The organism is Labilithrix sp., from assembly GCA_019637155.1.
In the GTDB taxonomy this organism is placed as follows: domain Bacteria; phylum Myxococcota_A; class Polyangia; order Polyangiales; family Polyangiaceae; genus Labilithrix.
Window position 1 is genome coordinate 249447 of sequence record JAHBWE010000007.1, and the last position, 12345, is coordinate 261791.

At 70.5% G+C, this 12345-nt stretch carries 12 protein-coding genes; 3 read left to right on the forward strand and 9 right to left on the reverse strand.

What is annotated here, in order from left to right:
* The first annotated feature begins 2 nt into the window (after nucleotides 1-2).
* Nucleotides 3-1049 (forward strand): site-2 protease family protein, encoded by a 1047-nt coding sequence (locus KF837_16825; GenBank protein ID MBX3228989.1) that lies wholly within the window; start codon nucleotides 3-5, stop codon nucleotides 1047-1049.
* Here KF837_16825 and KF837_16830 read toward each other — a convergent pair.
* The 4 genes from KF837_16830 to KF837_16845 all read right to left on the reverse strand — a co-directional run bounded on the left by KF837_16830 (nucleotide 1046) and on the right by KF837_16845 (nucleotide 6162).
* Complete coding sequence (locus tag KF837_16830) at nucleotides 1046-2773, reverse strand: hypothetical protein (protein ID MBX3228990.1); 1728 nt, start codon at nucleotides 2771-2773, stop codon at nucleotides 1046-1048. The genes KF837_16825 and KF837_16830 overlap by 4 nt on opposite strands.
* The gene (locus KF837_16835; protein MBX3228991.1) at nucleotides 2763-4112 is read right to left on the reverse strand and encodes a hypothetical protein; all 1350 of its coding nucleotides are present in this window, start codon (nucleotides 4110-4112) and stop codon (nucleotides 2763-2765) included. Before KF837_16835 ends, KF837_16830 begins: the two co-directional genes overlap by 11 nt.
* Before the next feature lie 67 nt (nucleotides 4113-4179).
* Nucleotides 4180-5016 carry a pyrroline-5-carboxylate reductase gene (gene proC / locus KF837_16840; protein MBX3228992.1) on the reverse strand — a complete coding sequence of 279 codons (837 nt, stop codon included), beginning with the start codon at nucleotides 5014-5016 and terminating at the stop codon, nucleotides 4180-4182.
* Between the two features lie 6 nt (nucleotides 5017-5022).
* Nucleotides 5023-6162 (reverse strand): hypothetical protein, encoded by a 1140-nt coding sequence (locus tag KF837_16845; protein MBX3228993.1) that lies wholly within the window; start codon nucleotides 6160-6162, stop codon nucleotides 5023-5025.
* Nucleotides 6163-6294: 132 nt separating this feature from the next.
* Here KF837_16845 and KF837_16850 point away from each other — a divergent pair, with 132 nt between their 5' ends.
* Nucleotides 6295-6828, forward strand: coding sequence for a hypothetical protein (locus tag KF837_16850; protein ID MBX3228994.1), 534 nt, complete (start codon nucleotides 6295-6297; stop codon nucleotides 6826-6828).
* Nucleotides 6829-6848: 20 nt separating this feature from the next.
* Here the strand turns inward: KF837_16850 and KF837_16855 are convergent, their stop codons facing one another.
* Nucleotides 6849-7697 carry a kinase/pyrophosphorylase gene (locus KF837_16855; protein MBX3228995.1) on the reverse strand — a complete coding sequence of 283 codons (849 nt, stop codon included), beginning with the start codon at nucleotides 7695-7697 and terminating at the stop codon, nucleotides 6849-6851.
* A 244-nt stretch (nucleotides 7698-7941) separates the two neighbouring features.
* Between KF837_16855 and KF837_16860 the strand changes: the two genes are divergently transcribed.
* The gene (locus KF837_16860) at nucleotides 7942-9894 is read left to right on the forward strand and encodes a hypothetical protein (protein MBX3228996.1); all 1953 of its coding nucleotides are present in this window, start codon (nucleotides 7942-7944) and stop codon (nucleotides 9892-9894) included.
* Between the two features lie 591 nt (nucleotides 9895-10485).
* On the opposite strand, the gene pyrE is transcribed toward KF837_16860, so the two are convergent.
* Genes pyrE through KF837_16880 form a run of 4 tightly spaced genes read right to left on the reverse strand, consistent with a single transcriptional unit; the run spans nucleotide 10486 to nucleotide 12299 of the window.
* Nucleotides 10486-11040, reverse strand: coding sequence for an orotate phosphoribosyltransferase (pyrE, locus tag KF837_16865; protein ID MBX3228997.1), 555 nt, complete (start codon nucleotides 11038-11040; stop codon nucleotides 10486-10488).
* Nucleotides 11037-11609 (reverse strand): polymer-forming cytoskeletal protein, encoded by a 573-nt coding sequence (locus KF837_16870; GenBank protein MBX3228998.1) that lies wholly within the window; start codon nucleotides 11607-11609, stop codon nucleotides 11037-11039. The genes pyrE and KF837_16870 overlap by 4 nt, the downstream gene beginning before the upstream one ends.
* A 1-nt stretch (nucleotide 11610) precedes the next feature.
* A complete protein-coding gene (locus KF837_16875; protein ID MBX3228999.1) occupies nucleotides 11611-11925 on the reverse strand; it encodes a polymer-forming cytoskeletal protein in 315 nt (104 codons plus the stop codon).
* Nucleotides 11926-11969: 44 nt separating this feature from the next.
* Nucleotides 11970-12299, reverse strand: coding sequence for a polymer-forming cytoskeletal protein (locus KF837_16880; GenBank protein MBX3229000.1), 330 nt, complete (start codon nucleotides 12297-12299; stop codon nucleotides 11970-11972).
* Nucleotides 12300-12345 lie beyond the last annotated feature (46 nt).

Below are 12345 nucleotides of genomic sequence, written 5' to 3' on the forward strand. Positions count from 1 at the left end.
AGATGTCCGGTCTCCCTTACTACTTGATCGCCATCCTCGGGCTCGCCGTGCTGATGGTGGTCCACGAAGGAGGCCACTACCTCGCCGCGCGTCGCTTCGGCATGCGCGTGACGAAGTTCTCGATCGGCTTCGGCCCCACGCTCTGGAAGCTCCGCCCGAAGGGCAGCCCGACCACGTTCCAGGTCGCGATCATCCCCTTCCTCGCCTACGTCCAGATCGCGGGGCTCAACCCGTACGAGGAGATCGATCCGAAGGATCCCGAGAGCTACGCGAACGCCTCCCTCTTCGCGCGCATCACGACGATCGCGGCCGGCCCGCTCGCGAACTACCTGTTCGCGTCCGTCCTCATGTTCTTCGGCTTCTGGCTCGGCGGGCGCACCGTGTTCGACGAGACGAGCATGCGCGTCGGCGTCCGTCCCGACGGCCCCGCCGCCGTGGCCGGCGTCCAGGCCGGCGACCGCATCGTGACGGTCGAGGGCCTCGCGGTGAAGGACTGGGATCAGCTGAAGCAGCTCGTGGGCTCGCACCCCGGCCAGCCGATCGACGTCGAGATCGAGCGCAACGGCGAGCGGCTCCACGTGCACCCCACGCCGCTCGAGACCGACGGCGACAACAAGGGCAAGATCATGGTCACGCCCTACACGTCGTGGCAGCCGGTGAGCGCGGGCCAGGCCGCGGTCCTCTCCGTCACGGAGCCGCCGAAGGTCGTCTACAACTTGGTGAAGGGCCTCGCGCGCATGATCGGCGGCAAGGAGAAGCCCGAGCTCGCGGGTCCGGTCGGCATCGGCAAGGAGATGGCGACGGCGGCGCGCAGCGGCGCGGCGGACTACCTGAAGCTCCTCGGCAGCCTCAGCGCCTACCTCGGCGGCTTCAACCTGCTCCCGATCCCCGCGCTCGACGGCGGCCGCCTCATCTTCCTCCTCTTCGAGGCCTTCTCGCGCCGCAAGGCCGACGCGAAGGTCGAGGCGAAGGTCCACGCGATCGGCCTCCTCATGTTCCTCACGTTGATCGCCTTCGTGACGTACACGGAGATCATCCCGAAGCACTAAGGCTCGCGGCGCTCGATGCCGACGAGGGTGTGGCCCTTCTTCGGGCCGCGGTCGTAGAGGTGCAGCTCGAGCGGGGTCTTCGCGACGCCGTTCGCGATGCGGAGGACGACGTAGCGGCTCGCGTCGTCGTCGGGCGCGCCGCCGTCCGGCTGCTTCGAGGGGAGGTCGACGCAGACGCGGCCGTCCTCCTCCGCGAAGGCGGGGTGCGGGAGCGGCTTGTCCGCGGCGCCTCGCACGATCGACGCCTGGTAGCGGAACGCCGCCTCCGGCCACGTCTCCTTCCGGCGCGCGAGGTCGACGCCGCAGACCTTGTCGCCGCTCACGACGACGTCCGTGATCGGCGACAGCTTCTGGAAGTAGCGCAGCTCCAGCGTGCGCTGCCGCGCGAGGAGCACGCGGACGAGGAAGGCGCTGTGCGCCGGATCGGTGAAGTCGCCCGCGCGCACCGCGGCCCGGATCTGCTCCGGCGAGAAGCGCGCGATGATGCGCGTCGCCCACGCGCCGTCGCCTTCGGTGAGGTTCGAGAACGCCGCGTTCGGGTACTCGTTGCGCCAGACGTCGGGGTCGAAGTCCTTCTCGCTGAAGAAGCCGAAGATCGGCGCCTCCGGGCTCCGCGTGTTGTAGTCCCACGGCCGGCGCGGGATCCCGAGCGTGAAGAAGTCCTCGAAGAGGTACGGGAAGTCGAGGACGTACGCGTGGCCGTGGCTCTTCGAGAAGCCCTCCACCGTCCACTCGCTGCCGAACGAGTCGCCGAGGTCGATGTACCAGTGGCGCACGTGGCCCTTGTTCTCGTCCGCGCCCGCGCTCATCCACGTCGCCATCGAGTTTTGCTCACGCGCGTCGAAGTGATTGAGCCACGCCGCGATCACGCGCGCGCCGCGGAGATCGCGCCGGTGCTCGTGCGGGATCACGTCCGACGGATCGTCCGCGCGCGTGCCGTCGTAGGTGAAGGGTCCGAGCGACTTGCCCGGCAGCCAGCGCGACGCCGCCGCGCGATAGAGGTCGCCGCGCTTCGACGTGTTGTCGAGGAGCTCCTGGAGCAGCTTCTCGTCGAAGTCCTTCGCCTTGCCGACGTTCGCCTGGATCTCGAGCCCCGGCTTCAGCGCGAGGAGCGCGCGGCGGAACCAGACGATCGCGTCGCACGGCGCCCACCAGCCCGCCGCGTAGTAGAGGCGCGCCGCGATCGCGGTCGCGGCCGTCCCGCGCTCGCCCTGCTTGTCGTCGATCGCGTCGAGCTTGAGCATGTACTTCACGCCCTCGGACTTGACGCGGAAGCCCGGGTTCGCGCCGTTGTCCTTGCCGTGATCGATGAGCCACGAGCCGTCGGGGAGATCGGCGTTCAGCGTCTTCCCCGGCTTGCAGTAGCCGTCGAAGACCTCTTGCTCCGTCATCGCGCGCACGCCGATGCGGTTCACGAACCAGCTCGAGTCGGGCACCTCGTCGAACGCGTTGACGTTGCGCGCCGGGCCCCTCGGCTTGAGGATCAGCGCCTCCGAGATCGGGCGGAAGAGCGTGTTGTCGGCGGCGTCCCACGCGAAGCTCGAGACGTACTCCTCGAGGCACGGCGCGTTCTTCGCGTCCTTGCCCTTGCAGTCGAGGGTGACGTCGTCGAGGTCCTGGTCGCGCGTGACCGGCGCGCGCAGGCCGTAGCGACGCGGATCCGAGTGCGCGCACGCGGCGAGGCCGAGCGCGGCGAGGAGCAAGAGCGCGTCCCTAGAGACCATGGTTCGACCCGATGAGGAAACGGAAGGAGCTGACGGCGAAGCCCTGGTCGAGCGGATCGGTGCCGACGCCGGCGGTGAGCTCGAAGGCGGTGTCGCGCTCCGCGTTCGAGCGGACGCCGACGCTGCCGCTGAGGCGCGACGCCTTCGGCTCGAACCCGGCGAAGTGCTCGCCCCAGACGTTGCCGGTCGCGAGCTGGATGATGCCGTCGAGGTAGACCCAGACCGGCCAGCTGTACTGCAGCGTCGCGACGACCGCGCTGCGATCGACGAGGCGGTTCCGGATGTAGCCCGGCATGAGGCCGCCCTTGCCGCCGATCGTGACCTGGTCCGTGAACGGGACCTGACCCTGGATCGGATCGACGAGCTCCGCGTCCACGGTGAGGCCGACGACGCGGTTCTTGCCGTTCAGATCGAGCGCGGCGCCGAGCGAGCCGCCGTAGCGGATCCAGCTCCGCGCCGACTCCCCCGCGTTCTTGCCGGAGAGATCGAACATCGTCTCCTCGTGGACATCCATCCGGACGCCGCTCCCCTCCGCGGGCCGCGGCTTGCGGGAGTCGAGGACGAGGCGCGAACGCTGGAAGCCGCCGTAGTAGCCGCGCCCGAACCCGGCCGGCGACGGAAGGAGCCCGTTCGCGAGCGACCGGCTCAGCTCGGGCTCCCCGCAGCAAGTGCCGACGAAGAAATCGAGGCCGCGTCCGCCCGCGACGGTGTCGAAGTAGCTCGCGCTCCCGAAGTTGCGCGTGTACTTCGGCGCGATCTCGAAGGTCTGCGATCCGTAGCGGGTGTAGTCGTCGTGGCTCGCGCGCGGGCCGGTGCCGAAATACGGGTTGTCGCGGCGACGCCAGAACTGGGTCGAGAGCCCGAGGTGCTCGCCCTTCGCGATCTCGTATTTGCTCGACGCTTTGATCGCGATCCAGTCGAGGCCCCACGTGCCGAAGTGGACGTCGAGGGCGTTCTTCTCCGCGAGGAAGTAGTCCCACGAGAGGTTGAAGCCGACGCTCGGGAGGAGACCGAAGTCGAAGAGGGCCGACGGGTAGATCGTGATCTGATCGCGCGATCCGAACGTGAAGAAGTCGCGCACCGTCTCGACCACGCGGTGCTTCTCGACCGCGACGACGAGCAAGCCGAGCGGCCGCCGGAGGACGAATTCGTTGACGAGGTACAGCGGAAAGAGGACGACGCGCGCGGGCCACGCGAGCACGTCGCCGACGTCGGTCTTCTCCTTCGGCCGCCCGTAGTCCTGCTCCGGGCGCTTCTCCTCCGCGAGCGCGGCGGTCGCGGACGTCGCGGCGACGAGCACGACGACGGCGCACGCGATGCGTCGGAGCCAAGGCTGCACGGCGTACGCACTATCGCGCATTTCGCGCGAACGACGCTGTGACGTTTTGGCCCGTACGACGCGCGGATCAGGTCGTCGGCTTCAGCTTCTGCGCCATCTGCTCGCCGAGCGTCGCCGCGCGGTTCGTCGCCGCTTCGACCGCGTCGATGAGCGTGCGCCGGAGGCCGCCGGACTCGAGGGTGTGGAGGCCCGCGATCGCGGTCCCGCCCGGGCTCGTCACCATGTCCTTGAGGCGGCCGGGGTGCTCTCCGGTCTCGAGGAGCAGCTTCGCCGAGCCGTACACCGTCTGCGCCGCGAGGAGGAGCGCGGTGTCGCGATGGAGCCCGACCTTCACCCCGCCGTCGGCGAGCGCCTCGATCATGAGCATCACGTACGCGGGGCCGCTGCCGGAGAGGCCGGTCACCGCGTCGATGAGGGACTCGTCGAGCGTGACGACGCGGCCGACGGCGGAGAACATCGCCTTCGCGATCGCGACGTCGTCCGGCGTCGCCGCGCTGCCCGCCGCGATCGCGGTCGCGCCGGCGTCCACCGTCGCGGGCGTGTTCGGCATCGTGCGGATGACGCGCGTGCCGGCGGGGAAGCGCGCCTCCATCGCTCCGATCGGGACGCCGGCCGCGACCGACACGACGAGCTGATCGGCGCGCACGTCCTTGCCGATCGCGCCGAGCACGCGATCGATCACCTGCGGCTTCACCGAGAGCACGACGACGTCGGTCTCCTTCACGAGCGCGAGGTTGTCGGTCGTGGTGCGGACGCCGTGTTTGGTCGCGAGGGCGGAGAGACGATCCGCGTCGACGTCGGAGACGACGATCCGTTGCGCGGCGAAGCCGGAGTGGATGAGGCCCTTCACCAGCGCCGACGCCATGTTGCCGCCGCCGATGAAGCCGAGACGCTTCTCTTTCAGGTCCACTCAGTCTCCTCCCATCGGGAACGCGGCGGGGGCGAGCACGTCCGCGACCCACTCGTCGATCGCGTGACGCGCCTTCACGCCGTCGGCGCCGAGGTCCGCCGCGACGCGATCGTGCCGCGCGCGGAGGAGCGCCCGCCGTCCGAGCGACGGGTCCTCGTAGAGCGACGCCGCCCACGCGATGCCGAGCACGGTCTCCTTGTCCTCGTTCCCGAGCGCGGTGTACCGCTTCGCGAGCGTGACCTTCGCGCCGTGACCGACCTGCGCCATGACCTCGTCGCGGTAGCGCTTCGGGATCATGAGCTGCCCCGTCTTCGCCGCGAGCGTCACGCCGTGTCCCGGCATGCGGTCCGAGAGCAAGAACCGGATCGCGTCGACGCACGCGGACCCGACGTTCCGCCGCACGTCGATCAGCTTCACGACCTCGTTCCGCAGCACCTCGAGCTCCATCGCCGCGAAGTTCAGCTTGTTCGACACCACGCGGATGACGTGCTCCTCGCGCGGGTCGATCGTGTCCCACGCCGACGCGAGCCACGCGCCGCGGAGGAGCCCCTTCGCGACCGCGGCGTCGACGTCGCCGTACACGTCGAGCTGCTCGACCGGGATCGGCGCCTCCGCGAAGAGGGGCTTCGCGTCTTCGTCGGGCAGCCCGAGCGCCGCGACCACGGTCGCGATCGCGCGGTTCTCCTCGTCGTCGATCGGCCCGTCGGCGACGAAGACGGCGCGGAGGATGCGCGTCGCGAGCGTGCCGAGGCGCTTCACGCGGAGCACGTCCTTCTCGCTCGGCTTCGACGAGAAGAACGAACGGAGCCCGCGCGCGCCCGCCTCGAGCGTCACTCGCTCGCGGATGACGTCCCCCATCGGCATGAGCGCGGGGGGGAAGATCGGCACGATCGCGCGCGTCATCTCGACGACCCAGTGATCGAGCTCTCCCGACATCGTGTTGAGGCGATGGCCGCCGAGCACGGCCTGGTACGCCTCGCCGCGCCGCTTCCCGAGCCCTTCGAGCACCCCCGCCCCGCCGCCGGACGCGAGCCCGAAGATCGCGTCTTCGGCGAGCGTCGCGATGAGGCGGCCGAGCGCGGCCGTCTTCGGATCGGTGCCGGCAGGACCAGGCGGAGGACCGTACGGAGCGAGCGTCATCGCCCGAGAACGCTACCCGAAAACCAGCTTCGACGCGCGCCGGCGAGCTCGACGCGCGCGGCGAGCGCCGAGAAGTTGGCCCTGCGTTCGCGCGTCCGGCAGCGTCCGGGCATGCGCGCTCTCGGGTCGGCGGTGGCTTTGTCGGTGGCGCTCGTCGCGTGCCTCGACATCCCTGGGATCACGTCGCCGGAGGAGGACACGTCGGCGGCGACCGCCGACGCCGGCGCGACGAGCGACGCGGGCTACGTCGGCGGCGGATGCGGCATCGAGCAGACGACGGGGCAGCAGCTCTGCGTCGCGACGTCGATGTGCCCGAGCCTCGTCGTCGACGTTCATGCGATGCCTCACTGCGGGTTCCGCGTCCGCGGCGGCGCGGTCGATCTGCTCTGCGCCTGCGGCGCGTCGCTCTGCTCGATGGGCGTGTTCAACACGTGCGCGCAGGCGGGGAACCTGCTCGAGAACCAGAGCGAGGCGGCGGTCTGCGCGCAGGTCGCGGAGGGCCGCTGCCTCGAGGCTCCGGTCACGCCGAACGCGCCGGCAGAGCCTCCGGTCGAGACGACGACGTCCTCGTCCTCGACCTCGGGTGCGCCCGACCCGTGCGACCGCCAGTGCGTGAAGGACTGCGGCGGCGGCGCGGCGTGCGCGTCCGTGTGCAACTGCAACTGAATGGTTGCGCTTCGGGGAGCTCAGACGATCTGCTTCGCGATCTGCTTCGCCTCGTCGCGCTCTTTGAGCGACTCGAGGATGATGACGGCGGTCTCTTCGATCGCGCGGCCGGTGACGTCGATGACGGGCCAGCCGGGGTGCTTCGCGAAGATGGTCTGCGCGTACTCGAGCTCGGCCTTCACCTGATCCTTCAGGCCGTAGTTCGCGTCGACGCTCATGCCGAGCTGCTTGAGGCGCGCCTTGCGGATCTCGACGAGCGGATCGAGCCCGATCGTGAGGCCGACGCAGCGCTCCTGGTTCGCCTCTTCGAGCTCGGGCGGCGTGGGGACGCCGAGCACGAGCGGGAGGTTCGCGACCTTGAGGCCGCGTTGCGCGAGGAGCGTGGAGAGCGGCGTCTTCGACGTGCGGCTCACGCCGACGAGGACGAGGTCGGCCTTCTTGAAGTTGCGCGGCTCCTTGCCGTCGTCGCTCTTCACCGTGAACTCGACCGCCTCGATGCGACGGAAGTATTCGTCGCTGAGCGGCATCGCTGCGCTCGGCTGATTGATCGGCTGGCGATCGAGGTAGACGGTGAGCTTGCCGATGAGCGAGCCGATGAGGTCGAGCGCTTCGACGCGGAGCTCGTAGCTCGACGCGTGGATGAACTCGCGGAGCTCGGGGCTCACGACCGTGAACACGACGAGCGCGCCTTCACGCGCTGCGCGCTCGAGGATCGGACGCGCCGCCTCCTTCGTTCGCACGCGCGTGTGCAGACGGATCTGCGCGCCCGAGTGCGGGAACTGGAGCATCGCTGCTCGAACGACTTTCTCCGCTGTCTCTCCGGTCGAATCGGAGAGGACATCGATGCGCTTCGCGTCCACGACTTCGATTCCTATCACGCCCGCGAGCGGCGGGCACCGTGTGCGATAACCGCGGGAAATCTCGACAAATTGACGCGATGGAGCACGGTCTCGATGGACCCAGGGGTGGATCTCGGTCGATCCCGGGCTTGCTGGTCACTGCACGTTTCCATGAGGTATGAGGGTGGTCCGATCCGGCTGCTCATGTCCGGGACCGGGCACGGACGTTGCGAGAAGAACAACGTCTACTCCTGCGAGTAGACAAACCTGCGACATGGCGAACCAGCGGAGCATGCTCCCGAAGTTTCGACCGGCGACCCTGGGAGGCTCGCGGCCCCAGATCCGCCCGGTTCGACCGACGGCTCCGCCGCCGGCGCCCGCACCGCCGCGCAAGCCTTCGTCCGGTATCCGCAACAACCCCGACGACTTGGAGCCGGGGACGACGAACTTCCAGCAGCAGCAGCCGACGCAGGCGGGCATCATGGCCGCCGCGCGCGCGCGCATCCACGAGATCGCGCGCGAGCTTCCGGCGGAGAACCGCTTCGGTGGTCCGCCCGCGCGCTTCGAAGACGAGACGCAGGGTCGGATCGAGGCGCCCGATCCCTACGCGCACCGCGCGCCGTCGTACGAGCCGCCGCCGCAGGACGCGTACGACGCGCTCCCTTCCCTCGGCGTGCCTTCCGACTCCGACGCCTACGGGCACGCGCACGAGCCGATGACGGCGATGCGCCCCGCGTACGACGAGGCGCTCGAGCGTCACGAACAGAACGCGTACCGCAACAACGAGTACCGCAGCGATCGTCCGGTCCCGCACGACGACAGCTCGGGCAAGTACGAGCGCGGCACGAGCCGCGGCGGCCGCGATCCTTACGCGCCCGCGACCGAATCGATCGCGAACAGCGCCAACAGCTACGACCCGGCCGCGTACGAGGCGAACTACCCGAAGTCGCCGCGCCACGAGCCGAGCTACATGGGCAAGAGCCCGAGCGACGACGGCCGCTACCGCAGCAGCGCGCCGCGCAGCAACGAGTACGCGCGCGACGAGTACCGCGATCGCGACAGCTACCGCGACGACCGCAACGCGAGCTACCGCGATCGAGACCGTGATCGGGATCGGGATCGGGATCGAGACCGCGATCGAGATCGAGATCGAGACCGCGATCGGGATCGGGACCGTGATCGCGATCGCGACAACGGGCGAAGCTACCGCGACGATCGCCGCTCCAGCTACCAGCCGCCGCGCAACGACGAGACGCGCGCGGAGGGGACCGGCAACCGCAACCGCGAGCACGAAGCGCCGGACAGCTTCGGCGATCCGCACATCCCGCCGTCGCCGCGCGTTCCTGACGGCTTCGTCGTCGGCGTCCAGCCGATCCGCTCGGGCGCCACGCCGAGCATGGGCCCGCAGGCGGTGATCGCGCCGGCGGCCTCGATGCAGGGCTACGGCGCGTCGGGCTACCCGCCTGCTCCGACGATGGGCGCGACGCCGAACGCGATGATGATGCCGCCGGCGCAGCCGTCGTACGGCGGCCAGTCGTTCGGGCAGATGGGCATGCCCATCATGAACCCGGTGCTGCCTCCAGTGACGCCGGCGATGGTGCCGGTCGGCAACACGATGGGGGGCGTCCGCCCGCACACGAGCTTCCGCCCGGGCGGTCACGTCCCGCAGCCGACGGAGGTCGAGGAGGCGCGTCAGGGCTCGAAGATCGGCCGCTTCGCGTGGTTCGTCTTCGGCGCCGCGTTCGGCATCTTCTTCGCGTTCTTCGCGACGGGCTTCGGCTTCGGCAAGAGCGACGACGTGCAGACTGCAACCTTCCCGCCGCCGGCGCAGATCCCGGCCGCGACGCAGACCGCCCCGCCGGCGCCGCCTCCGCAGCCGGTGCAGCCGGTGCAGGTCGCGCCCGTCGCGCCGCAGCAGCAGCCGGTCGCTCCCGTGTTCCTGCCCGCGCCGCAGGTGGCTCCGCAGGCTCCGCAGGACGTTCAGGCCGCGCCCCAGGCCGCGCAGCCGTTCGCACCCGCGGCCGGCGGCGTCATCTCGCCGCCCGGCTTCGTCGTTCAGCCCCCCCCGCCCGCTCCGTTCGCGCAGCCGGCGCCGCCCGCGCCGCGCCCCGCCGCGAACCAGGGCACCGTCCGCGTCCGCCCCGCCGCCCCGGCGCCGCGGCCCCGCGGCGGCGGCGGCGACAAGGGCAACAACGACGCGAGCGATATTCTCAACGCGGCGCTTTAACGTCGGGGGCTTCGCCCCCGACACCCCCACCCCAGACACGGCCCTCGCGCTTCGCGCTCGGGGCGCTTCGCGCCCGCTTGCGCGGCCGCTTTTGGGGCCCGCTTTCAACGTCGGGGCTTCGCCCCCGACACCCCCACCCCAGACACGGCCCTCGCGCTTCGCGCTCGGGGCGCTTCGCGCCCGCTTGCGCGGCCGCTTCTGGGGCCCGCTTTCAACGTCGGGGCTTCGCCCCGACACCCCACCCCAGACACGGCCCTCGCGCTTCGCGCTCGGGGCGCTTCGCGCCCGCTTTCGCGGCCGCTTCTGGGGCCCCTTCGGGCCGGCGCTCTTTTGCCCGCTCAACTCGACGCGACGGGATGTGTCTTCGCGGGCGTGTCGCTTCGGCCGCCCCTTCTTTGCCCGGGCGCTCAACCCAACGCGGTCCTTTCCCCGCACTCAATCCGATGCGGACACGTCTTCGCGGGTCAGCTTTGCTCGGACGCGGCCGTCCTTCACTCGGCACTCAACCCTCTTCGCCCTGCACTCAACCCGACGCGATGGGACGTGTGGTCTCGACACGACGGGCCCTTCTTCGCACTCGAGCCGACGGTCTCAGTCTGGGATGAAGTCTTGGCGGGTGTAGATTGCGCGGAGCTCGAGGGCGGCGGCTTCGATGGCTTCGCGGCCGCCTTCGAGGCGGTCGACGAGGGTGACCACGCGCTTTACGGCGTAGCCGGCGTCGCGGAGCTTGGCGACGGCCTTGAGGGTGGAGCCGCCGGTCGTCGTCACGTCCTCGAGGATGACGATCGTCGCGCCGGGAGGGAGGCGCGTGTCTCCCTCGAGCAGGCGCTTGCTTCCATGATCCTTTGCGTCCTTGCGGACGTAGATCGCGTCCTTCGGGGTGCCGCGTTGGAAGCTGATGAGGGATGCCGCGCTCGCGAGCGGGCAGCCGCCGAGCTCGACGCCCGCGATGGCGTCGAAGGTGCTGTCCGCGAGCGCGGCGTCGAGCATCAGCGCGCCCGCGAGCGCGTGGCCCTCGGCGCCGAGCACCGTCTGCTTGCAGTCGATGAAGAAGTCGCTCTCGCGGCCCGACGCGAGGACGACCTTCTTCCGCGCGAACGATCGCTCCTTGAGGAGCTCGAGGAGACGTTCCCGCGCGCCGCTCATCGCTTCTTCGCGACGGCCTTCGTGCCCTTCTTGAGGACGGGGACGACCGGCGGCGGCGCGGGACGTGCACCTGCGAGCGTCGCGCCGCGCGGCGGCTTGTTGTTCGCGGCGGCGCGCTCCGGCTCACGCGCGCCGGCGCGCTCCGGCTCGCGCGCGGCGGGCTTCTTCGCGACCGCCTGCGGAGACGAGGCCTTCGACGCCGACACTCCGAGCCCGGAGGCGGCGGACGCGGCGCGCGGCTTCGCGGGGCCGGCGCCGCTCGTCTGCACGTGACCGCGCACGAGGCCGCCGGGCTGGATCGCGATCCGCGGCGCGCGCAGGTCGCCGACGATCTTCGCGCCGGCCTCGACGACGAGCGCCTCCGACGCGGTGATGTCGCCCTTCACCGCGCCGCGCACGACGACGCGCGCGGCGGTGACGTTCGCGGCGACGAGGCCGCTCTCGCTCACGGTGACGTCGCCCGTGACCGCGACGTCGCCCTCGACGCGACCCGCGATCTCGATGTCGCCGCTTCCCGTGATCTTGCCGCGGACGAACGACGACGAGCTGATGATGGCGCTGTCCGCCATGTCACACGTCCATGTCGACGTTGCCCTTGAACTGGGCGCCGTCCGCGATCGTGATGCGCGTCGCCTTCACGTTGCCGATCACCTTCGCTCCGTTCTGGAGATCGACGCGATCGCTCGACGTGATGTTGCCGGTCACCGTGCCGGCGATCGCGACGGGACCACCGGTGATGTCGGCCTCCACCGCGCCGCCCTGCTCGACGCTGACCGCGTCCTTCGTCACGAGCTTGCCGCGCAGCGTGCCCTGGACGACCACGTCGTCGTCGCTCGTGATTTCGCCTTCGATCGTGATGCCTGCGCCGATGACCGTGCTCGCCATGGGATCCTCTCTCGCGCTCTCTCTACGTTCTCGATCGCCCGCGCTCAGCGCCGGCGTGCAGGGGCTCCGCCCAGCTCGGGCGGCAGCTCGAACTGGGCGTCGAGGCGGCCGACGTACTCCGCGCCCTCGTCGATCGCGACGGACTCGCCGTGGATGTCGCCGCGGACCTTCGCCCCGGCCTCGAGGTGCACGACGCCGTCGGCGCGCACCTCGCCGTCGAGCTCGCCTGCGATCGTGAGCCCACCGCGGAGCGTGACGTCGCCCTCGATCGTCCCTTCGAGCCGGAGATCGCCGTCGCCCGAAACGCGGCCGCGCACGCGCGTCGACCGGCCGATGACCGCCTCGCCCCCGCTGGTCGTCCTCGCTCTCGCCATCGACGGGCGTGATAGTACAGCCCGCGAAAGCTGTCACTTGCTATAG